The 24298-nt window shown below is 36.7% G+C and carries 17 protein-coding genes, 6 tRNA genes and 2 rRNA genes (1 of these 25 running past the window's edge); all 25 read left to right on the top strand.

Translation table 11 applies throughout. The features are described 5' to 3' along the window. Nucleotides 1-1963: ribosomal RNA gene (locus MHH44_RS20495) — 23S ribosomal RNA — on the top strand; it begins 966 nt to the left of the window's first position. 86 nt (nucleotides 1964-2049) lie between these two features. Further along, nucleotides 2050-2165 (top strand): 5S ribosomal RNA (rrf, locus tag MHH44_RS20490). A gap of 265 nt (nucleotides 2166-2430) precedes the next feature. Beyond that, nucleotides 2431-3063 carry a FusB/FusC family EF-G-binding protein gene (locus MHH44_RS20485; RefSeq protein WP_014822429.1) on the top strand — a complete coding sequence of 211 codons (633 nt, stop codon included), beginning with the start codon at nucleotides 2431-2433 and terminating at the stop codon, nucleotides 3061-3063. A gap of 96 nt (nucleotides 3064-3159) precedes the next feature. Next, complete coding sequence (locus MHH44_RS20480; RefSeq protein WP_339263355.1) at nucleotides 3160-4452, top strand: alpha/beta hydrolase; 1293 nt, start codon at nucleotides 3160-3162, stop codon at nucleotides 4450-4452. Nucleotides 4453-4612: 160 nt separating this feature from the next. Further along, nucleotides 4613-4688: transfer RNA gene (locus MHH44_RS20475), tRNA-Asn, on the top strand. Nucleotides 4689-4816: 128 nt separating this feature from the next. Next, nucleotides 4817-4891, top strand: a tRNA-Glu gene (locus MHH44_RS20470). Nucleotides 4892-4936: 45 nt separating this feature from the next. Beyond that, a tRNA-Val gene (locus MHH44_RS20465) sits at nucleotides 4937-5012 on the top strand. A gap of 30 nt (nucleotides 5013-5042) precedes the next feature. Next, a tRNA-Tyr gene (locus MHH44_RS20460) sits at nucleotides 5043-5126 on the top strand. A gap of 13 nt (nucleotides 5127-5139) precedes the next feature. Further along, nucleotides 5140-5214, top strand: a tRNA-Gln gene (locus MHH44_RS20455). Between the two features lie 17 nt (nucleotides 5215-5231). After that, nucleotides 5232-5304, top strand: a tRNA-Lys gene (locus MHH44_RS20450). A gap of 187 nt (nucleotides 5305-5491) precedes the next feature. Continuing rightward, nucleotides 5492-6394 (top strand): arginase, encoded by a 903-nt coding sequence (gene rocF / locus MHH44_RS20445; protein WP_173364523.1) that lies wholly within the window; start codon nucleotides 5492-5494, stop codon nucleotides 6392-6394. A 151-nt stretch (nucleotides 6395-6545) separates the two neighbouring features. Then, nucleotides 6546-7109, top strand: coding sequence for an RNA polymerase sigma factor SigW (gene sigW, locus MHH44_RS20440; RefSeq protein WP_008405972.1), 564 nt, complete (start codon nucleotides 6546-6548; stop codon nucleotides 7107-7109). Nucleotides 7110-7122: 13 nt separating this feature from the next. Continuing rightward, nucleotides 7123-7737 carry an anti-sigma factor family protein gene (locus MHH44_RS20435; RefSeq protein WP_008405971.1) on the top strand — a complete coding sequence of 205 codons (615 nt, stop codon included), beginning with the start codon at nucleotides 7123-7125 and terminating at the stop codon, nucleotides 7735-7737. A gap of 208 nt (nucleotides 7738-7945) precedes the next feature. After that, complete coding sequence (cdaA, locus tag MHH44_RS20430; RefSeq protein ID WP_008405970.1) at nucleotides 7946-8782, top strand: diadenylate cyclase CdaA; 837 nt, start codon at nucleotides 7946-7948, stop codon at nucleotides 8780-8782. Next, nucleotides 8775-9791 carry a CdaR family protein gene (locus MHH44_RS20425; RefSeq protein WP_008405969.1) on the top strand — a complete coding sequence of 339 codons (1017 nt, stop codon included), beginning with the start codon at nucleotides 8775-8777 and terminating at the stop codon, nucleotides 9789-9791. Before cdaA ends, MHH44_RS20425 begins: the two co-directional genes overlap by 8 nt. Nucleotides 9792-9874: 83 nt before the next feature. Next, nucleotides 9875-11227: a phosphoglucosamine mutase gene (glmM, locus tag MHH44_RS20420; protein WP_008405968.1), complete on the top strand. Its 1353-nt coding sequence runs from the start codon at nucleotides 9875-9877 to the stop codon at nucleotides 11225-11227. Nucleotides 11228-11707: 480 nt separating this feature from the next. Further along, a complete protein-coding gene (locus MHH44_RS20415; RefSeq protein ID WP_008405967.1) occupies nucleotides 11708-12232 on the top strand; it encodes a type 1 glutamine amidotransferase domain-containing protein in 525 nt (174 codons plus the stop codon). Between the two features lie 702 nt (nucleotides 12233-12934). Beyond that, a complete protein-coding gene (gene glmS, locus MHH44_RS20410; protein WP_340799463.1) occupies nucleotides 12935-14734 on the top strand; it encodes a glutamine--fructose-6-phosphate transaminase (isomerizing) in 1800 nt (599 codons plus the stop codon). Between the two features lie 554 nt (nucleotides 14735-15288). Further along, nucleotides 15289-15807, top strand: coding sequence for a TetR family transcriptional regulator (locus tag MHH44_RS20405; protein ID WP_340799462.1), 519 nt, complete (start codon nucleotides 15289-15291; stop codon nucleotides 15805-15807). After that, nucleotides 15804-16526 carry a hypothetical protein gene (locus MHH44_RS20400; protein ID WP_340799461.1) on the top strand — a complete coding sequence of 241 codons (723 nt, stop codon included), beginning with the start codon at nucleotides 15804-15806 and terminating at the stop codon, nucleotides 16524-16526. Before MHH44_RS20405 ends, MHH44_RS20400 begins: the two co-directional genes overlap by 4 nt. Further along, a complete protein-coding gene (locus MHH44_RS20395) occupies nucleotides 16523-17575 on the top strand; it encodes a hypothetical protein (RefSeq protein ID WP_340799460.1) in 1053 nt (350 codons plus the stop codon). The genes MHH44_RS20400 and MHH44_RS20395 overlap by 4 nt, the downstream gene beginning before the upstream one ends. Before the next feature lie 195 nt (nucleotides 17576-17770). Beyond that, nucleotides 17771-18610 (top strand): TnsA endonuclease N-terminal domain-containing protein, encoded by an 840-nt coding sequence (locus MHH44_RS20390; RefSeq protein WP_340799459.1) that lies wholly within the window; start codon nucleotides 17771-17773, stop codon nucleotides 18608-18610. Further along, a complete protein-coding gene (locus MHH44_RS20385) occupies nucleotides 18591-20738 on the top strand; it encodes a Mu transposase C-terminal domain-containing protein (protein ID WP_340799458.1) in 2148 nt (715 codons plus the stop codon). Before MHH44_RS20390 ends, MHH44_RS20385 begins: the two co-directional genes overlap by 20 nt. 14 nt (nucleotides 20739-20752) lie before the next feature. Continuing rightward, nucleotides 20753-22381: an ATP-binding protein gene (locus MHH44_RS20380; RefSeq protein WP_340799457.1), complete on the top strand. Its 1629-nt coding sequence runs from the start codon at nucleotides 20753-20755 to the stop codon at nucleotides 22379-22381. A gap of 11 nt (nucleotides 22382-22392) precedes the next feature. Beyond that, entirely contained in the window at nucleotides 22393-24249 is a 1857-nt protein-coding gene (locus MHH44_RS20375; protein WP_340799456.1) for a TnsD family transposase, read from the top strand. Nucleotides 24250-24298 lie beyond the last annotated feature (49 nt).

Raw genomic sequence — 24298 nt, 5'->3', positions numbered from 1 at the left:
GCCGGATATTTATACACGGGAGTCAGACTGCGAGTGATAAGATCCGTAGTCAAGAGGGAAACAGCCCAGACCACCAGCTAAGGTCCCCAAGTAATCGTTAAGTGGAAAAGGATGTGGCGTTGCTTAGACAACCAGGATGTTGGCTTAGAAGCAGCCATCATTTAAAGAGTGCGTAATAGCTCACTGGTCGAGTGACGCTGCGCCGAAAATGTATCGGGGCTAAACGATTCACCGAAGCTGTGGATGCATACTTTGAGTATGCGTGGTAGGAGAGCGTTCTAACAGCGTTGAAGTCAGACCGGAAGGACTGGTGGAGCGGTTAGAAGTGAGAATGCCGGTATGAGTAGCGAAACATGGGTGAGAATCCCATGCACCGTATGACTAAGGTTTCCTGAGGAAGGCTCGTCCGCTCAGGGTTAGTCGGGACCTAAGCCGAGGCCGATAGGCGTAGGCGATGGACAACAGGTTGATATTCCTGTACCACCTCCTCACCGTTTGAGAAATGGGGGGACGCAGTAGGATAGGGTAAGCACGCCGTTGGTTGCGCGTGTTCAAGCAGTAAGGCGTGTATGTAGGCAAATCCGCATACTATAACGTTGAGCTGTGATGACGAGCTCGTATGAGCGAAGTTCCTGATTTCACACTGCCAAGAAAAGCCTCTATCGAGGTGAGAGGTGCCCGTACCGCAAACCGACACAGGTAGTCGAGGAGAGAATCCTAAGGTGTGCGAGAGAACTCTCGTTAAGGAACTCGGCAAAATGACCCCGTAACTTCGGGAGAAGGGGTGCTTCTTTGGGTGCATAGCCTAGAGAAGCCGCAGTGAATAGGCCCAGGCGACTGTTTAGCAAAAACACAGGTCTCTGCAAAACCGTAAGGTGACGTATAGGGGCTGACGCCTGCCCGGTGCTGGAAGGTTAAGAGGAGCGGTTAGCGCAAGCGAAGCTGTGAATTGAAGCCCCAGTAAACGGCGGCCGTAACTATAACGGTCCTAAGGTAGCGAAATTCCTTGTCGGGTAAGTTCCGACCCGCACGAAAGGCGTAACGATCTGGGCACTGTCTCAACGAGAGACTCGGTGAAATTATAGTACCTGTGAAGATGCAGGTTACCCGCGACAGGACGGAAAGACCCCGTGGAGCTTTACTGTAGCCTGATATTGAATTTTGGTACAACTTGTACAGGATAGGTAGGAGCCAGAGATCTCGGAGCGCCAGCTTCGAAGGAGGCGTCGGTGGGATACTACCCTGGTTGTATTGAACTTCTAACCCATGCCCCTTAGCGGGGTAGGAGACAGTGTCAGGCGGACAGTTTGACTGGGGCGGTCGCCTCCTAAAGAGTAACGGAGGCGCCCAAAGGTTCCCTCAGAATGGTTGGAAATCATTCGTAGAGTGTAAAGGCATAAGGGAGCTTGACTGCGAGACCTACAAGTCGAGCAGGGTCGAAAGACGGGCTTAGTGATCCGGTGGTTCCGCATGGAAGGGCCATCGCTCAACGGATAAAAGCTACCCCGGGGATAACAGGCTTATCTCCCCCAAGAGTCCACATCGACGGGGAGGTTTGGCACCTCGATGTCGGCTCATCGCATCCTGGGGCTGTAGTCGGTCCCAAGGGTTGGGCTGTTCGCCCATTAAAGCGGTACGCGAGCTGGGTTCAGAACGTCGTGAGACAGTTCGGTCCCTATCCGTCGTGGGCGTAGGAAATTTGAGAGGAGCTGTCCTTAGTACGAGAGGACCGGGATGGACATACCGCTGGTGTACCAGTTGTCTTGCCAAAGGCATCGCTGGGTAGCTATGTATGGACGGGATAAGTGCTGAAAGCATCTAAGCATGAAGCCCCCCTCAAGATGAGATTTCCCATTACGCAAGTAAGTAAGACCCCTGAAAGACGATCAGGTAGATAGGTTCGAGGTGGAAGTGCGGTGACGCATGCAGCTGACGAATACTAATCGGTCGAGGACTTAACCACATTTTATTGCTCAATTCAATGAAACGTTTATCCAGTTTTGAAAGAATGAAAATTCTTTTACATAGGCTTATTAAAAGCCATTATAGTGAAGTGATGATGGCAAAGAGGTCACACCCGTTCCCATACCGAACACGGAAGTTAAGCTCTTTAGCGCCGATGGTAGTTGGGGGCTTCCCCCTGTGAGAGTAGGACGTCGCTTCGCTCAAAAAGTCGCTGCTGATTTAGTCAGTAGTGGCTTTTTTATGTTGAAAATTAAGTGTATGGCTACTATAAAATACAATAGAAGTTTATAATAAGTTAAACCAAAGTAGGCGTCCTAAAAACAGACCCCCTTCTTTGGTTTTTCTTTTATTTAAGTTTCGCTTGTCTAATACGAGAATTGGTGAAGTAGTTGACCAATAAAGCAGAAAGAAATACGATTAATAAATGTAAAGGTTCTTACAAGGCAAAATATTGGAGGAAATAACATGACTGCACCATTTTTAACAGTGGTAGACTTACGTTTAATCGAGCAACAATTAAATAAAATATTGAAGGCAAAGCTAACGTCGAATGATCAGAAAATAGTTGCGGCTGTACGTGAACTGGCAATTACAGAGCTAAGAGAAAGATTGACACATGTAGATGAAGACATTATTAAAGAAGTGGAAACGATTGAAGATACTATAGGTGCAGAGCTATTTTTTCAAAGCTTAAAATCATATACCATTCCATTTAAGTCAATTTCAGAGCAAGGTCTACAAAAATTGTTTAAAAAAGATAAAAAGCTGAAGCTACCTAAACTTGAGACAATTGATTGGCAAGCAATCAGCTATCTATCATGGTTGGATAAAGGAACAAACCGCCAATACATTGTACTGGAAAAGGAAGGCGAATATACGGCATTGCGTGGAGTTGTAGATGCTCATAACCCAATTAAAGGTGTCTGTTCGATTTGTAACCAGCATAGTGTAGTTCATCTGTTTACAGCTACGGTAAAGGGGAACGGTGACAATTATACATCTTATAGTAATTACATTTGCAACGACTCACAACTATGTAATCAAAGGGTAAGTGATTATGATAAACTTCAGGAATTTGTTGCCCGTAATTTAATATAAAAATAAAAGTCATCTTCATTGATGGCTTTTTTATTTTGAAACTTTTTCCTATTCTAACCGTAAAGGAAATTAAGATAGAATGGGGAGGAGAAAGACATGCGAAACATTGCTTATAGTTTAGCTATTGTATTACTGTTGTCAGCTTGTAATAGTGAAAGTACGGGTGATAACTCAACAGTGGAAGAACAGACGAAGCAGGAGGTTGTGCAGGTGGATGAAGCATTAATAGGAAATTGGCAGGGGATGATTGAAATTCCTCAGTCACCTCTTGAAATAATTTTAAATTTGGAGGAGGCAAGTGGAAATATTTCTGTACCAGTTCAAGGAATCACTGAATTCGCATTTGAATCAATTGAATATAATGGCTCGGATGCGGTTATCACTATTAACATAGCTGGATCTTTAATAAAGATTGCAGGAACTCTGAAAAACGAAACTATAGAAGGAACGTTTACGCAAAACGGACAGTCCTATCCTATTACGTTAAAGCCATATACAGAAAGGCCTGTTACGTATAAAGAGCTACTGATTCCTGTTGCCGGCGGAGAGCTTAAAGCAGCGTTACAGATGCCTGATAAACCTACGGGAGAGCTAGTCATAATCCATGCAGGGTCAGGTCCTACAAATAAAGACGGTAACACAATAGGGGCTGGTGCGAATAATAGTTTAAAAATGATTGCAGAGAGCTTAGCGGAGAAAGGGATTGCTTCTATTCGTTTCGATAAACGTGGAATTGGTGATAATACGGCACTTATTAAAAAGGAAGATGATTTAACATTTGATCTGTATGTTGAAGATGTTCTGGCAATTGTAGACTATGCTAAAAACGATGACCGCTTTAATGAAATTCATTTACTAGGTCATAGCGAAGGTGCTTTAATAATGACGGTTGCCGCTCAACAAAATGATATAGCATCACTTATTTCGATTGCAGGGATTGGCAGACCGGCTGATGAAGTTTTAATGGAACAATTGTCAGGAAGCTTACCTCCGAATTTATTAATGGAATCCGAAAAAGCATTGCAGCAATTAAAAGCTGGTAAAAAGGTAGAGACAGTATCTGAACAGCTCCAATCACTATTTAGGCCATCTGTTCAACCATATATGATTTCATGGCTTAAATACGATCCACAACAAGAAATAAGCAATGTTAATGTTCCGGTTATCATTCTTCAAGGAAGAAAAGATATTCAAGTAACCGAAACAGATGCAGAAAACTTATATGCAGCAAATGATCAAGCGATAATACATTATTTCAGTAAGATGAATCATGTGTTAAAAGAAATAGAAGGAGATCGAGAACAAAATATTGCGAGCTATTCCAATCCCGATTTACCACTCGCAAATGGCTTAATCAATGAAATTGTCGAGTTTATAAAGCGGTATTAGAAAACAATAATTCATTATAATGAGGTATTTATAATAGAAGAAAAGCCTAAAAAATAAAATGTTCAAATTATTTCAAAAAACTACTTGTATAAATTTTAAACGTTGCTATAATAATAAATGTACGAAAGATGGCTTGTACATCATTGTATAATAGTAGCGTTCCGAAGTAGCTCAGTTGGTAGAGCATCCGGCTGTTAACCGGCAGGTCGCAGGTTCGAGTCCTGCCTTCGGAGCCATTTTTTTTGCCTTTTTACTATTATAAAATAAGCAATAAAACTTTTTCGAAAAAGTTTTTAAAAAAGGCTTGCACTATATAAAAAATGATGATATTATAAATCTTGTCTTCAAGAGAACAACTTATAACGGCCCGTTGGTCAAGTGGTTAAGACACCGCCCTTTCACGGCGGTAACACGGGTTCGAATCCCGTACGGGTCACCATTTAAGGCTTCATAAAAAAATAAAGCAGTAACACTTGTTATGTATGGAGGATTAGCTCAGCTGGGAGAGCACCTGCCTTACAAGCAGGGGGTCGGCGGTTCGAGCCCGTCATCCTCCACCATTCAATTTTAACAGTGTTGCATCATTTGTCGGAGGGGTAGCGAAGTGGCTAAACGCGGCGGACTGTAAATCCGCTCCTTAGGGTTCGGCGGTTCGAATCCGTCCCCCTCCACCATCTATAAAATGTTTGGGGTATAGCCAAGCGGTAAGGCAACGGATTTTGATTCCGTCATGCCCTGGTTCGAATCCAGGTACCCCAGCCATTTTTTTTATTTTTTATGAGCCATTAGCTCAGTTGGTAGAGCATCTGACTTTTAATCAGAGGGTCGAAGGTTCGAGTCCTTCATGGCTCACTTTTATTTTATAAACTTAGAAGTGTACTTAAATATCAAATAACAATCCTTTACTTATTTATAAGTAAAGGATTTTTTGCGTATAAAAAGGGAAAATCGTTTAGTTGCTCGAAACTTCTATAGGAGGATGAGCGGAGAATAGAATAGAATAGAAAAACTACATGACATGTTAGGGGATGCAGAAATGATGAATAAGAAAATTTCAATCGTAGGGGTACCATGTGATTATGGGCAACAGCGCCGTGGGGTGGATATGGGACCGAGTGCAATTAGGTATGCGGGGTTGCAGCAACGTTTGACTAATCTTGGATATGAAGTTGAGGATGAAGGGAATATTCAAGTAATTGAAGGGGATGCAGCTGCACAGAAAGATGAAAAGCTGCTTAATCTGGAAGAAGTAATTAAGGTCAATACAGCGCTTGCCGAAAAAGTATTTAACGTCGTAAAAAAGGATTACATACCGCTTGTTTTAGGAGGCGACCATAGTATTGCAATTGGTACATTGGCTGGCCTATCGATGAAATATAAGAATCAGGGCGTGATCTGGTTTGATGCTCATGCAGATTTAAATACACCGGAAACGACACCATCGGGAAATATTCATGGAATGCCGCTAGCAACAAGTATTGGGCTAGGACATCAAAGGCTAACGTCAATTTTACATGCAGAACCAAAAATTAAAGCCGAAAACATTGTTATAATTGGGGGGCGTTCTATCGATGAGGGTGAACGGGAACTTATTAAGACACGAGGCATTAAAATATACACAATGCACGAAATTGATCGGCTTGGAATGACGTATGTAATGGAAGAAACACTAAAATACTTTAAGCAATTGCAAATAGACGGCCTTCATTTATCACTTGATTTAGATGCATTAGATCCTTTATATACTCCTGGAGTGGGGACACCGGTAGCAGGTGGGATCACTTACAGAGAAAGTCATTTAGCGATGGAAATGATACAGGAATCCGGATTAATGACATCAGCAGAGTTTGTAGAAGTGAACCCTATATTAGATGAGAGAAATAAAACAGCAGATGTAGCGGTTGCATTAATTGGCTCTTTATTTGGCGAAACTTTAGTATGATAATTTACGAAAAAATTCGATTGGTCGTTATGAAGTTTGTTATAATAAGGGCACATATTTATGGGTGGGAAAATATTTTTATAGAAAGTGAAACCTTTTAATAAGCAATCCGTATATATAGAACAGCTGAAAAGGTGGAGAGGAAAGACAAATGGATGCGTTAGTTAATAAAAGAATAAAGCAAGTGCTTAAAGGTGACCAAAACGCATATGCCGACATCGTTAACCTCTACCAGCACAAGCTGTATCAAGTGTGCTATCGAATGCTTGGCAATAAACAGGAAGCAGAAGATATCGCGCAGGAGGCATTCATACGGGCCTATATTAATTTACATTCGTATGATCAAAATCGAAAATTTTCAACATGGCTTTACCGAATCGGAACAAATCTTTGCATTGACCGAATTCGTAAAAAGAAGCCCGATTATTATTTAGATGCGGAGGTAGCCGGGACAGAAGGGCTGGATATGTATTCCCAAATTGCTGCAGATGAGCAGTTGCCGGAAGAGGCCGTTGAGCAGATGGAGCTTCAGGACCGCATACAATATGAAATTAGCCGCCTCCCAGACAAGTATCGATCGGTCATTGTTTTAAAATATATAGAAGAACTGTCCCTTCAGGAAATTAGCGAAATTTTGGATATGCCTTTAGGAACAGTTAAAACGCGGATTCACCGTGGCCGTGAAGCATTAAGAAAGCAGTTAAACAATTTGTAGGAGGAAGATACGCATGAAAACGTGTGCATCAGAATTCGTGGATTATATGCACGAATATTTAGATGGTGATATTAGTCGTGAGCATGAACAATTATTGAAGCAGCATTTACAAACATGCCCTGATTGCCAACAACATATGCATGAATTAAGTGACACGGTTGCGTTTATCAAGAGTGCAGCACATATTACTGCCCCTCCGCGCTTTGAGGATCAAGTGATAAGTCGTTTACCGAAACGCAAAAGTTCTGCCGGCATCAAACGTTGGTTCCGTCAGCATCCTGTACTTGTAGCTGCAGCAGTATTCTTTTTATGTATGAGTGCCACATTGTTAGGCAGCTTCCCTAATGATGATCAATTCTCTGTAACAAAACAGCCTAATTTAGTTGTTGAGGGGCAAACGGTAACAGTGCCTGTCGGTCAAGTTGTAAAAGGTGACATCGTTGTGAAAAATGGCGATATTATTGTCGAAGGGGAAGTGGACGGCAATATTACAGTTATTAATGGCAACTACATGGCATCTACGGCAGTCGTTACAGGGCAAGTAGAGGAAATCGATGAAATGTTCGAATGGCTTTGGTACAAAATTAAAGACGGCTTCAATAAAGCAATCGCTGTCTTTAATGAGTAACATCGGACAATTGTCACTAAGACAATTATAATAAGAAATAATATTTTCTTAATAAATCGGAACTTTTCTCAAAAAAAAGCCGTTCTAGTATAGAAAGAAAAGTCTACTCGTTCGGGTAGACTTTTTTCTGTTAGGAAAGTTAATCCCTGACAGAATTGTGCTATACTAAAAACAATATGGATTAGCAAGTAAGGGTGGGGGATGCCACATGCAAATAATTGAACAATTTACAGACATTGCTGCTGTAGATATGATTTTTAAAGTACTGGACGTACTGCTCGTATGGTACGTAGTTTATAAAGCATTGACCCTCATTAAAGGAACGAAAGCCGTTCAATTATTAAAAGGGTTGTTAATCGTTGTGTTAGCGAAATTCGCTACCTACGTTTTCGGTTTAGACACCCTTGATTGGTTACTGCAAGAAGTAATTGATTGGGGTTTCTTAGCCATTATTATAATATTCCAGCCGGAAATTCGCCGGGCCCTTGAGCAGATCGGACGAGGGAAGATTTTCCAACGCACTAATAACCAGCAGGAAGATGAACAGACACGCTTAGTCGAAGCGATGAAAAAATCCGTAAGTTATATGGCAAAGCGCCGAATTGGAGCACTTATATCAATCGAAAAAGATACAGGCTTAAATGAATATGTAGAAACAGGCATTAAGATGGATGCTGCAATTTCTTCAGAATTAATGATTAATATTTTCATCCCAAATACACCGCTTCATGACGGGGCCGTAATTATACAGAAAAACCAAATTGCCGCTTCGGCGTGTTATTTACCATTGTCGGAAAGTGCATTTATTTCCAAAGAACTTGGTACACGTCACCGAGCTGCACTTGGGTTAAGTGAAGTAACAGATGCAATTACAATTGTTGTATCCGAAGAAACAGGTGCGATTAGTATAACAGCTAACGGTAATTTACACCGTAATCTCACTATTAAAGAATTTGAAGAATTACTGCGTAAACTGTGGTTTGGTCCTGAGCAAGATTCTAACTTAGCATCTAAGTGGACTTGGGGAGGGAAAAAGAATGGATAAGGTATTTGATAGCTCATGGATGCTCCGTTTAACCGCTTTGTTTTTAGCGGTTGCACTTTTCCTGTATATTCAAACAGAAGAAAAACGTGAAACTGAATCGAGCTCATCCAATGAAACAGATGTCATCACAAATGTGCCATTGGAAGTTTACTATGATTCTGATAATTTATTTGTGACAGGGCTCCCTGAAACGGTCGATGTGAAAATTTCAGGACCGAAACAAATTGTAATGAAAACAAAGCTGGAAAAGGATTTCAAACTCTTTGTCGATTTAAACTCATTGTTAATTGGTGAACATAGCGTTACAATACATCAAGAAAACTTTTCCGAAAAACTGGATGTATCAATTGAGCCAAGAATAATTAATGTAACAATAGAGGAAAAGGTTACTGAACAGTTTCGTGTAGAGCCGGAAATGAATAGCCGCCTTTTAGCGGAAAACTTTGTACTGAACGAGATGACAGCAGAACCGTCAAAAGTAGCGGTAACAGGAGCGAAGAGTGTCATTGATAACATAAGTTATGTAAAGGCGACGGTTTCAGGAGAGAAAGATGTAAATAAGTCATTTGAGCAGGAAGCGGCTGTAAAGGTACTCGACCGTGATCTGAATAAGCTCGATGTCAGCATTAATCCGGATAAGGTCAATGTAAAAGTAGAAATTAATGAATATAGTAGAGAAGTCCCGATTAAGATCAACGAAATTGGGGAACCAGTAGAGGGGCTTAAAATTGACAGTTTATCCCCAGAAAAATCTAACATAACGGTATATGGTTCTAAATCTGTAGTGGATACATTAAAAGAAGTGGTTGTTAATGTCGATCTTTCAAAAATAAAAAAATCCGGTCCGTACGATTTAAAGATTGAGCTTCCAACAGGTGCTACCAAGTTATCTCAAGATAAACTAACGGTACGTGCTAGTGTGAGTGGAGAGCCGGTTCGTGAACAGGATAATAAAAGTGAAACAGATAAAGATGCTGATACAAATGTTGAAGATACAGATGGAAACTAGCTATCAATAAAACAAGCAACCCACTTTATGTGGTAAATTTAAAAACGTATGGTATTTCAAGCGTTGAAGGAGAGAAAAAGTAAATGGGTAAATATTTCGGAACAGATGGCGTTCGAGGTGTCGCTAATAGTGAACTAACACCAGAGTTGGCATTTAAACTAGGCCGTATTGGCGGCTATGTGCTGACGAAGGATGCTAAAGATCGCCCGAAAGTGTTAATTGGACGCGATACACGTATATCTGGGGAAATGTTGGAAGGTGCACTTGTTGCAGGTCTTCTTTCTATTGGAGCAGAAGTTATGCGTTTAGGTGTAATTAGTACACCGGGTGTTGCGTATCTTACACGTGTCATGAATGCTGAAGCGGGTGTTATGATCTCGGCATCTCACAATCCTGTTGCAGATAACGGCATTAAATTTTTCGGTCCAGACGGCTTTAAATTAACAGATGCACAAGAAGAAGAGATTGAACGTATTCTTGATGCAGAAGAAGATACATTACCACGTCCAGTAGGTGCTGCTATTGGTGCAGTAACAGACTACTTTGAAGGTGGACAAAAATATATTTCATACTTAAAACAAACAGTAGAAGAAGATTTTGAGGGGTTACATGTGGCGTTAGACTGTGCGCATGGTGCGACTTCTTCTCTAGCAACACATTTATTCGCAGATTTAGAGGCAGACATTTCAACGATGGGTGCTTCACCGGATGGACTGAACATTAATGAAGGTGTCGGTTCAACACATCCTGAAAAGTTAGCGGCATTTGTCACGGAGCGCGGGGCCGATGTTGGTTTAGCATTTGATGGAGATGGAGACCGTTTAATCGCTGTAGATGAAAACGGTACGATTGTTGACGGGGACCAAATTATGTTCATCATCGGGAAATATTTACAAGCGAAAGGTCGTTTAAACAAAGGCACGATAGTTTCGACGGTTATGAGTAATATGGGCTTCTACAAAGCGCTTGAAGAAAACGAAATGACAAGTGTAAAGACAGCGGTTGGTGACCGCTATGTTGTGGAAGAAATGCGTGCAAATGATTATAACTTAGGTGGCGAGCAATCAGGTCACATCGTGTTTTTAGATTACAATACAACAGGCGACGGTCTGCTTACAGGTATTCAGTTAGTGAATATTATGAAAGCAACAGGCAAAAAGCTTTCTGAACTTGCAGGGGAAATGACAATTTACCCGCAAAAATTAGTAAACGTACGTGTAACAGATAAACATGCAGTAACTCAAAATGAAAAGGTGGCAGCTGTCATCGCTGAAGTAGAAGCGGAAATGGCCGGCAATGGTCGTGTATTAGTACGCCCTTCAGGTACAGAGCCTTTAGTGCGTGTTATGGTAGAAGCAGCTTCTGAAGAGGCGTGTGAAAATTATGTTGCACGCATTGCAGATGTAGTACGTACAGAAATGGGTTTAGCTGAATAAATTTTAAAACGGCACCGGGAGTAATGGAAACATTGCTTCCGGTGTTTTTTTGTGGGCACGTTTTTAATGGCAGCATGCGGATTTTCTAATATCCTGCTTAGAAGATCTAATATAACTGAAAGAGTTCTAATAAAATGCTGTTCTTCTAATAAAGTGCCCGATGTTCTAATATGTAGTTTAAGTTTTCAAATACCCATGTCGAATGTTCTCTTATCGACTGCCACTCTTCTAAAATCTCATCCAATTGTTCTAATATAACGACTCAAGATCAAATCTAAACAATACAAAAACGGTTTTTACCTCTTAAACCCAGTTATAAGTTTAACTATTCAAATGAATACTTAAACTGTTCAAGCATCCGGCTAAAACGTTCTAAAAATGCCTACACTTGTTCTAATAAATGCACTATAACATGTTTCATTTTCAAGAATTCGGGGAAACAAAATAAAGTAACCTAATAAGACGAAGGAGTGTTTTACATTGGCTAAAATTGCAACATTAATTACAGATAAGTTTGAAGATGTGGAGTTCACAAGTCCGAAAGAAGCACTTGAGGCTGCAGGTCATACAATTGTAACGATCGATAAAGAAGGCAATAAATCGATTACAGGGAAAAATGGTGAAGCAACAGTTCAGATTGATAAAGGGGTAGCAGAGGCAAACCCGCAGGACTTTGATGCGTTATTTATCCCGGGTGGTTTTTCACCGGATTTACTGCGTGATGATGATCGCGTTGTAGCATTTGCAAAGCATTTTATGGATGAAAAGAAACCTGTCTTTGCAATTTGCCATGGACCACAACTGTTAATTACGGCGAAGTCATTAGAGGGACGAGATGCGACAGGTTATAAATCGATTAAAGTCGATATGGAATATGCAGGGGTAAATTTCCATGATGAAGAAGTATTTGTTTGTCAAAAACAGCTTGTTACAAGCCGTACACCGGATGATTTACCTGCCTTTAACCGAGAAATTGTTAATTTATTAAAAGAGAAGGAGCTTTAATCGAGCTCTTTGCATACGATAGAAAATAGTGCATATCCCGTTTTGATGTCATGTAAGGAGTGAGTCTTGTAATAAGTGGGATGACAATGATTCTGCTGTTACAAGATTCACCTCCTAAATCAAAACGGGATATTTTCTTATGGGAAAGAATTCACATACGTAAGGCAACAGCCGCACTAGCTTTGGAAAGAAAATTTTTCTATGAAGCGCTTACAATGAAAGCGTAGGATTGACGGTGAAATTGTTTATGTGTATGATGTAAATGCTCAGCAAAAGGATATGGCTGAGTTGCGCAAAAGGAGAGGAAATCGCGCATACAAAATCGGAAAACAATTATAGCGCCAGAACTAAGGAAATCGAGCGGACATAATCCTTAGTTGACGAGGTGGAGGTTTATCGAAATTTCGGCGGATGCCTCCCGATCGCACATGCCCGGTTGTAACTTTCGTTTTAAAACAGAGAAGCGATTTTCTGGACAGAAAAACGAAACGGCATACAATTAAAAATAATATTTAGCTACATCACCTTTTTAAATAGAGCAGGATTGTTAATGATGCGTGCAGGCTTTGCTAAACGAGAGCAAACATCACCTTCAAATTAACTTCCCTAAAGGCACTAGGCAAAAAATGGTAGATTTCGTAGTCTGCTTTTGTGTTGTCAAAATGTGCTTCGATGTAGCAATAACATTGGAGGAAACGGATTATGTGTGGAATTGTAGGATATAACGGCGTATTGGACGCTAAAGAGATTTTATTAAAAGGTTTAGAGAAACTAGAGTACCGAGGCTATGATTCTGCAGGGATTGCTGTACACAATGAAGAAGGCGTAACAGTTTTCAAAGAAAAGGGACGTATTGCGGATTTACGAAAAGCAGTTGATGGCGATGTTGAAGCAGCTGTAGGGATTGGTCATACACGTTGGGCAACTCACGGTGTACCGAACCGCTTAAATGCACACCCTCATACAAGTGCTTCTGGCCGCTATACGCTTGTACACAATGGCGTTATCGAAAACTATCATTTATTACAAAAAGCTTATCTTAAAGGAACTCAGATGAACTCTGATACAGATACAGAAGTAATCGTACAGTTAATCGATTTATTTGCTAAAGAAGGCTTATCTACGTTAGAAGCATTCCGTAAGACATTATCATTAGTGCACGGATCTTATGCATTAGCGCTTTTGGATAATGAAGATGTGGAAACGATTTACGTAGCGAAAAACAAGTCACCGTTATTAGTAGGTGTAGGTGAAGACTTCAACGTAATCGCTTCAGATGCAATGGCGATGCTGCAAGTAACAGACCAGTTTATCGAATTGCACGATAAAGAAGTGGTAATCGTCCGTAAAGATAAAGTTGAAATTACAACATTAAATGGCCGCGTTGTTGAGCGTGCACCATATACAGCACAATTGGATGCTTCTGATATCGAAAAGGGAACATACCCTCACTACATGTTAAAAGAAATGGATGAGCAGCCAACTGTGATCCGTAAAATTATTCAAGCATATGAACAAGGTGAAGATGTTACGGTTGATGCAGATATTCTAAAAGCATTAGCGGAAGCAGACCGTCTATATATTATTGCGGCAGGTACAAGTTACCATGCCGGCTTAATCGGGAAACAGTACTTCGAAAAAATCGCAGGCATTCCAGTAGAAGTACACATTTCAAGTGAGTTTGGCTATAATATGCCGTTACTATCGAAGAAACCTTTATTTATCTTCATTTCACAATCAGGGGAAACAGCGGATAGCCGTCAAGTATTAGTAAAAATTAAAGAGCTTGGCTACAAAGCGTTAACTGTAACGAACGTACAAGGGTCAACACTTTCACGTGAAGCGGATTATACATTACTATTACATGCCGGACCTGAAATTGCTGTAGCTTCTACAAAAGCATATGTCGCTCAAGTAGCTGTTTTAGCAGTAGCTGCCTATGCCGTTGCTAAGCAATTAGGAATGGAGCTTGACTTTGATTTAAAACAGGAGCTGGCGATCGTTGCAAACGGCATCCAGACAATTATCGACTCTAAGGATGAAATGGAGCAGATTGCCGAAGACTATTTAAAAATCGCACGCAATGCGTTCTTCATCGGTCGTAATATGGACTTCTGTGTATCATTGGAAGGTGCGTTAAAACTTAAAGAAATCTCATACATTCAGGCAGAAGGTTTTGCCGGTGGTGAGTTAAAACACGGTACGATTGCATTAATCGAAGAAGGTACACCAGTCTTTGCTTTAGCAACACAAAAAGGTGTGGCGCTTAACATTCGCGGTAACGTGAAAGAAGTAGTGGCTCGCGGTGCCAACGCATGTATTATTGCAATGGAAGGCATGGAAGAAGAAGGCGACCGTTTAGTCATCCCTTCAGTACATGAACTATTAACACCACTAGTATCTGTTGTACCATTACAATTAATCAGCTATTATGCTGCACTTCACCGTCGTTGTGACGTTGATAAACCTCGTAACCTGGCAAAATCAGTTACAGTTGAATAATAAAGATTTTAAAAACCGTTCGCTTTTGTTAAAAGTAAATAAAGAATTGGACTATGAAACAAAGTAGTGGACTATGAAACAAAGTTATAGACTAGAAAATAAAGTAGTGGACTAATACAATTGTTTAATTCAAAATTAGGTCATTTAAAAAATAATAAAGTCGATTTAAATCTGTTCGTACAAGCGGACAGATTTTTTTTTTACAAATACATCATAAACATAACTTCTCTTCCCCCAACTTTATAAATTAGGGGGTTATGAGTAAAAGAAATACAGGATGGCCAGAAGCAACAATTGCTAAGTACCAGAAAGAAGGTAAAGGTTAAGGTGAACTAAGTAAGTATAAGCCATGGTTAACTACTTAAGCTTATGGAACATAAGTGCTTTTAAAAAACCCTAGGTATTTTAATTGATGATGTTATAAACATTAAACTAAAATTTTACATATTAACAAATTTTAATGTAATGACTTAGGTAATTTGTATATAATAATGGTATGTAAATTATGTATATTGTATGTTTTCTAATTTATTTGATTGGGGGTTGGGAATACCGTGAATTTCTATAAAATCTTATTTCAACCAAGTAAGAAAACAATCCCTTTGCATAAGCAATTATCTTTAGATAGTACTGTTTTAATTGGAAAAAATGAATATTCATTTGGGATACAGTACTCGCCAGAATCCTATAATAGTTGGTTAATGGATGAAAAAATTTTTGGCGTTTTTGTACAAAATTCCATAAAGCAACTTTTAATGACTAATTATAAGTTCTTAAACCTTATAAATAGGCAAGATGAGTTTAATTTAAAAGTAGTTGATTGTAAATTAGAAAATACTGATATTGACTACTTTTTACAAGGGGAAAAAATAAATCCTGAGACGTTAAATTTTATACTGGAAGATACAGATTATCGAATCCTACAGGTATACTTCAGATCAAGAGATAGGCACATGATTACACTGAAATCTAATGGAGTACTAGGTATTGATAATGGATTATCTGAAGAAGAGATAAGTGATATTAAGAAATTAATAGACTTTCTTGGTTTTGGTCCGGTGGTGCTTGTGTGAAAAATAAACTCAACCAATTAATAACAACATTTGTAATTACATTTATTGCTGCCTTCGTATCAACTAACAATCAAAATTTAATTTACAATATTTTAAATACTTTAGGATATGAAAACGATGTACTTCAAAAAACCGTTCTTAGTGCTGTTATAACTTTAATAATCGGATTACTTTCAATTTTGGGTTCTTTTTTATGGACAGCAATTACTTCAATAATAAAAAAGATGGATATTACCCTCAATACAAAAATTAATGGAAAGAAAAAAGATGCCATAAAGTTTACACCTTCTAATTATGAATATGATTCTCAGGAAATTGAAATTGAGATAATTCTTCAACCTAAAGGGAAGCTATCAAGCCTATTAATAAAAAGTTTTGGAGTTTCTCTAGATGTTTATTTTAACCCAGAGTTAATAGATGTCTCCTATTTAGATAGGTGGGATTATGAAGAAAATCAGATTTTCAAAATTTATGAGAGAAAGATCTCTATAGACTTACTAGGTAAAATGGATATTAAAGGGAGGACTTTTAGTGGGAAATCCCATAAATTAAACGAGTGCTTTATAGTTAAACCCATAAGAGTTAAGAATGCAGAAACCTATTTAGACTATGTAATTGTATCTAATAAATTCGGAAAATTTGGCGAATTTCTATCTGGATATCTGTTATCAGTAAAATATGAACCATTGAAAGTAAATTGTGAGGGGGATGTAAAATGACAAGCTCAAAAATAACCTGTAAATTGTTCAAACTAACAGGAATAAATAGTTTGGACGATGTAAAAATAAATATATTAAATAGAAGTTTTACTGACCCACTTTTATTTACTAAAAGTGACAGAGATATAATGAATAGTTTGTCAGATGATGAGAAAAACTTTTATTTTACTTGGGGAGATATATCTGAACCTAATGAACTTAAATTACAGAAGAAAGATGTAAAAGAAGTAAGGGAAGAATGCGTAGATTATCTTATAGCTAATGCAAATATTGAATATCCCAAAAGAAGAAAACGAGACTCGAACGGGAATATACTCCCGAAAGTACAAAGAGTAAACTATACTCAAATAGTAACTTATTTTATGTCTTTTAATAACACTGTTCACTTAATTATTTGCTCATCAAATGACTCACATCTTGGTAGAGTGAGAAAACTAGTCGGAACAAATTTCATAGCTCATTCTGATAAAGACTATGAGATACCATCTGATTTATTTAACTGGCTTTTCTACCAGTATGTTGAAAATAATGGTTGCCTAAATAAGGAACTTGATTTGATAAATATTAGCGGATTTATAGGTAACGCGGTAGATGAACATAATGTTTTCAAAGGAACTTCAGACCAAACTTCGGAACTGATTATAACAAAAGCTTTTATAAGTAACGGCGAAACATTAAGGACAATTACCGCTAGACTCCGAAATGAAGATATAGATATCGTTTTCGCAATAGATTATGAATCTAATACGCAGATTTTTATAAATCAATCAGAAAAATTGAAACTCCTTGAGGCCGAGGAGAAGGACACTTTCTTTATTATTTATTTATACAGTCATTTAATACCTAACTTAAAGTCTTTATATAACGAAGCTGCTGAACAATTTCTTTCAAGCGAAAAGAAACACTTTTCAGAGAAGATGGGGTTGGAAGTAATAAAGTCTATAATAAGTAAAAATTCACTGAGTATAGAAGATGTATCTAGATTATTTAATGTTAACGGCGATGTACGAGAAATTGAGCAAAAGCCTAACTTCACCGTAAATTTATAGTGGAGTTAGGCTTTTTAAGATGAGTGGTATAGACGTATGGTGTTATAAAATAAGAATTTTCAACGCGGAAATTAAACAACTTTATTTTTGTTTTACACTATATACTATTAACTAAATTTGTGTAAAATCGTATTTAAAGTGATTTAACTTTATATACGATTTTTCTATTTTTTCAAAGAAAAGGGGTGTGGAATAATGGCTAAGAGAAAAAGTAGCTGGACAAAAGAAAAAATTACACGTTATTTAAATGAAGGTAGAGGACAAGGGGAATTATCGGAGTATATCCCCTGGTTAAAGGTACAAGATTTTTCTTCTAGAGGGAATGTAACTAGGCTACAGGGGTGGAAAACAAATAGAAAACATGAGTTTTTTTCAAATTTGGAAAGAAATTATTTTTTTCTGTTGGAATGGGCGGATGAAATTTTAGATATTAGAGAGCAATTTCCTTTGGATTGGGAAGTTACTAGTAAAATTGCAGAGGAAAAAGGAATTCCTCATTCAATTGATGAAACTACAGGAACGCTAATTCCTATGACAACAGATTTTCTCCTTACTATTATGAAGAATGGAAGTAGGATATATTTAGCTCGGACGATAAAACCAAGTATAGAATTAGAAAATCCAAGGGTAATTGAAAAATTTGAAATAGAACGTGATTATTGGGAGAGGAAAGGAGTTAGTTGGGCAATTATTACGGAGAAAGAGTTGCCAACTGATATGGTAAACAATATTCAGTGGTTACACAAGTTTTTCAAGCATGAGTCTGATGAGGATAAATTATTATCGTTAGAGTTTTTTGAAAAATTAAAACAAACTGAATATAAAGCCGACTATAAGATTAATGATTTTTGTAATAAATTTGATGAAGATTATAACTTAGAAATAGGAACAGCCCTTTCGTATTTTAAATATTTTACAGCAAGAAAAAAAATAAGCCTAAATATGAGTGGTAAATTTGATATAAGGAAATTTAAAGTGAGTGAATTAATATTTACAGAGAAAGGAGGAGATAATATTGATTCCATTAGCGGTTAACGACTTGGTGAAAAATATAACAAACGAGCAAGTATATCGAATTTTATGGATTGATGAATCTAACTTAATTACTTATATTATCGATATTGATTCACCTAAAGCTTTACCTAAACTAAAGAAGATAGACGAATTGTCTAAAGAAATTATTGATGGGGAAATTATAAAGCTTGAACCAAATGTTTCTCAAAAAAGACTTTTTAATGAATTAAGTAATAAGGAGATAGAAATTAGAAATAAAGCATGGGATTTAATTAAAGAATTGGTTCAAAACGAACCATCGATTTATATCACTGAGTTACGAGGCAAAGAAATTAGAAAATTACAAAGCAAAATACAATTTTCTAAAACATCTTTATATAATTATTTAAGAAGATATTGGCAAGGCGGAAAGACAATAAATACTTTATTGCCAATGTATAACAAATCGGGTGCCAGAGGAAAACAAAGAGGATCTAGCGAGAAAAAAAGAGGACGCCCAAGATTAGGAGATACAATAGGAATTAACATTACCGAGGATATTAAGGAGATTTTTCGAAAAGGTATAAGGAAATATTATCTATCAGATAAGAAAAATTCATTAGTATTTGCATATAAAATGACGATTAGGGATTTCTTTGCATCAGGTACCAGATATGAGAATGGTGTTAAATATATTACTATTTTAGATAAGAATAGTATTCCCACTTTTGATCAGTTTAGGTATTGGTATAAACAAGAATTTAATATTGAACATGTAAAAAAAGAGCGTGAAGGTATAAAAAGTTTTGAACGAAACAATAGAGCCATATTAGGGTCTTCAACCTATGAAACATTAGGCCCTGGTTCAAGATATCAAATTGATGCAACTATTGCAGATGTATACTTGATTTCGAATTATAACTCCGATTGGATAGTAGGCAGACCTATTGTCTATTATGTGGTAGATGTCTACTCAAGAATGATTACAGGTGTTTATATAGGCTTTGAAGGGCCATCTTGGGCAGGCATGATGATGGCTATTGCCAATGCTGCTTCAGATAAGAAAGAATTTTGTAGTAAATATGGAATAAATATTTTAGAGGAATGGTGGCCCTCTGCACATTTACCCGAAATAATTTTAGGGGATAGGGGAGAATTAGAAGGTCATAACGTGAACAATTTAGTAGAGGGTTTAAATATTTCTATTGAAAATACGCCCTCATATCGACCAGATTGGAAAGGAATTGTAGAAAAGTTATTTGATACTACACAATCTAAAATAAAGCCATTTCTACCGGGCTTTATTCAAAAAGATTTTGGAGAAAGGGGAGCAACAGATTATCGATTAGAAGCAAAACTAACTCTTGAACAATATACTAAGTTAATTATTAATTTCGTATTATATTATAACAAGAATTTTTATGTTAAAGGCTATATAAGAGATACTGGAATGATAGAAGAGAATATCAAGCCTACTCCATTAGAACTGTGGAAGTGGGGAATAAAAAATAGAGCAGGAAAATTAAGAGTAGTCGACAATAATATTATTAAGTTTTACTTGATGCCAAAAGATAAAGCGACTGTAACTCCAAAAGGAATAAAATTTAAGGGTATGCTTTATAGCTGTGAAACAGCATTAAAAGAATCATGGTTTGTAAAATCAAGAGTTAATAAATCCTGGAAAATAGATATTTCATATGATCCAAGGAATATTAACAATGTTTATATGCATACAAATGATGAAAGAATTTTTGAATCATGTGCACTTTTAAATCATCAAGAAAGATATATAGACAGAGCTATTGAAGAAGTTGAAGATTTAATAAAAAGAGAGAATAAAGATTTCAAAGATAATGAGCATGTTACCTTGCAAGAAGAAATTAACTTTTACAGTAGTATAGAAGCTATTATTGAAGAGGCAGTGAAGGATACTAATAAAACTCAAACAAATAAATTAAGCAAAGCCCAAAAAACAAAAAGTATTAGAGTAAACAGACATATTGAAAAATCTATACAACGTGATAAAGAGGCGTTTGACTTAACAATTAATTCGGAAGATAGAAGTGCTGAAGTTATTGAAATAAAAGAAGTTAAGGAAAAAATTACTGAAACAAAAGTTCCATCGATAAAAGAATTATTTAATCAAAGAAGACAAAAAAATAATAAATAAAAAAGGAGGAAAAGATGGAAAAAGCCAAAGTAGTCTTGTTGGAAAATGATAGAGAAATTCCTATTGCAACATACAGAGATCAAGGGATAGTAGATTATAATGGCAATCCTTTAATTGAGGCATTGCCTAATATTTTGTCGCGTGAAGAATCGTTTGATCAATTATATTTTTTACCACCATATCATGAAAGTGAAAGAAATCTCTCTGCAACACATCGTTACCATGCACTCATAAGATTGACTCAATTTTTCCAACCGATAAATCAGACAATAACTTTAGAACAGAAATTTTCTAGATTTATTAGGTATGGCTATACAAATAGAAATCCTTTAAAAAAGCAGCATGTACAATTACTTAATGAATTGCACAGTAAACTTTTAACTGAAGAAGAACTTGATATATCCCCTGACATGAGGTCATCAGCATCGAGTTTTACCCTAATGGGTTTCCCTGGTATAGGTAAAACTTCTGCTATCGAACGAATTCTATCTTTATATCCACAAGTAATTTTGCATCAACATCCTTTAAATACGATACAAATTGTTTGGCTAAAATTAAATTGTCCACACGATGGAAGTATTAAGACACTGTGTATAAGTTTCTTTCAACAAATAGATACTTTGATTGGTACTAACTACTATGATAAATATGGAAAAAACAGGAATTCAGTAAGTTCCATGGTCATAAGAATGGCGCAAATTTCAAGACTTCATGCTATTGGAGTAATAATTATTGATGAAATTCAACATTTACTAACAGCAAAAGGAAATGCCTCTGAAACAATGTTAAATTTTTTCGTCACTTTAGTAAATGAAATAGGTGTACCGGTTATGTTCATTGGGACAATGAAAGCAAGAGCATTATTACAAAAGGATTTTAGACAAGCACGGAGAAGCAGCGGACAAGGCGATATGGTTTGGCAACAGATGGAGAATGATGATGATTGGGAAGTTTTAATTACTTCTATGTGGGATTATCAATGGACGATTCATCCAATAGAATTGAATCGCGAAATGATTGATACTATATATTTTGAAAGCCAGGGTATTATTGATGTTGCCGTTAAAATTTTTATTCTCGCTCAATCTAGAGCAATCGAAATGGGAACAGAAAAAGTAACAGTAGCTTTACTAAAGAAGGTTGCAAAAGAAGAATTACAATTAATGCGTTCATCTTTAGATGCTCTTAAATCAGGAAATCCAAGAGAAATTGCAAATTATGAGGATATAATACCTTTAGATATTGAAGAATATCTCCTAAATCGAATACCTGCAATCGACATAAAAGAGCAAGCAAAGTTAAAGAAAGAGAAGTTAAGACAGTCGAAATTAATAACAGAAGTATCTCTTTCAGAAAAACTAGTAATGTCGCTAATTAATTTGGAGATTGATGAGAAAGTTGCAGAAAAGACTGCCAAATATTTAATAAATAAGAATCCTGATTCAAATATAAAGGAGTTAATGACCGCTTCACTTCAATATATAGAGGATGAATCAAAGAAGAGAACTATCAGAAAGGAAACATATGGAAACAATAAATTACAATTAATCATTAATAATGGGAAAAAGAATAAAAAGTCCGCTTATGAGGCATTAATGGAAGAGGGATATATAAAAAGTCCCTTAGATGAATTTATGCTATAGGGGGAATACATGTGATACCTTTCTTTCCAATGTTCTATAAAGATGAGTTAATTTATAGTGTAATAAGTAGGTACCATCGTCATTCAGGAAACATATCAATTACTCAGACTACAAAGGACTTATTTGGAAAGAAAAAGTATATAATTCCAGATTTAACTACAGATTTAGAACTGTTACTTGAAAATACCCGCCACTTTACAGTAGAAAGTATTAATGAGTGGATAAATAATCATACGCTTTACAATTATTATACAAATTTCAATACAGATGCTGTGAAAGCTACAATAAAGAAATATATGATAAAGGGTAATGGAGAAAATAAATTACATTACTTAACTGGACAAGTAGCGAGTACAGTAAAAGAACCAATGTATTTTAAATATTGTCCGAAGTGTTGGCAAGAAGACACCGATAAATACGGCGAAACTTATTGGAGAACGTATCATCAGCTACCTAGTGTGCTTGTATGTCTCGAACATATGTCTTTCCTAGAAGAGAGTACGGAGTATTTCAGACAAATAAATACCCAATTTACTAATACAAATATTAACGTTTGTGCTTTAAAAGAGGAGAATATAGAAGAAATTTCAAAGATAAATACCCATTTTTTATTTTCTCTAGCAAGGGAAAGTTATAAAATTACAATTAAAAATTATAATTTTTGCCCAGATAATTTATCTGCTATTTACCGCTCTATTTTAAGAGAGAATGGATATATCAATGTAAATGGTAACATCAACCAAATAAAACTAAAAGAAGATTTTATAAAGTTTTATGGTGTAGGCTTTTTGGAATTAATGCAATCCTTACCTAGTGGTGTAGATGGAGAATGCTGGTTAAGAGCGATAACTAGAAAGCAGAGGAAATCTTTTCATCCCGTTAGACATTTATTAATTATTCATTTTTTGGGGGAATCTGTAGATACAATTTATGAACATCATAATACTGCATATAACCCATTTGGTATAGGGCCGTTCCTCTGTTTAAATGCTGCTGCAGAACATTACCTAGAGCCTGTAATTACAGATTTAAAGGTAACAACATGTCGTGATACGAAGAAGCCTGTTGGAACTTTTCATTGTCTATGTGGGTTTGTATATTCTAGGAGGGGGCCTGATGTCACAACAGAAGATAACTTAAAAATTGGACGAATAAAAGAGTTTGGGGATACATGGTTTGAAAAGCTTAATCATTTGATTAATCAAGAAAAATTAAGTTACAGGGCTTGCGCGAGAGTATTAAAAGTGGATACAAATACAGTCATTAAATATGCGAAGAGTAAAGAAAAAGCAGAAATAAAGGTTAATCAAGAAAAAGATGATATTAAGAACCTTTGGCTAGAATTGAGAAATAAATTTCCGGATTATTCAAGAGCACAATTAAGAAAAATTAACCCATCACTTTATATGAGACTTTATCGCTTTGATAAAGAATGGCTGTTAGAAAATTCACCTGCAAAAGTTAAGCAAGAAAATAATCTAGCTAGAATTAACTGGCACGAAAGAGATCTCCAAATATTAAAAGAAGTTAAATTTGCAGTTGCTGAATTAAGAAACAGTCAAAAACCTGTAAGGTTAACTCTAAGTAAAATAGGAATGACAATAAGACACTTATCCTTATTAGAAAAGAAGTTACATAAGCTGCCACTAACTAAGGAATATATAGACGATGTAAGTGAAACAATAGAAGAATTTCAGAAGAGACGAATAAAATGGTCCATAAAGCAACTAGATTTAGAAGATCTATCGCTATGGAGAATCAGACGAGAAGCTGGAATAAAAGCATCTTTTTACTCTAAATTAGATCCTGAAATTAGTCTTAATATAGAAACGAAATTGTCTAATTCAGTAGGGTTACGTGAATTGTAAATTCGAGAAATTCTCATTAATTTATAGCTTAAATAAAATGGCAGCATGA

The organism is Solibacillus sp. FSL K6-1126 (assembly GCF_038003445.1).
In the GTDB taxonomy this organism is placed as follows: Bacteria; Bacillota; Bacilli; order Bacillales_A; family Planococcaceae; genus Solibacillus; species Solibacillus silvestris.
The sequence above is the reverse complement of the archived record's forward strand: the minus strand, read 5'-3'. Positions and strand labels throughout refer to the sequence as shown.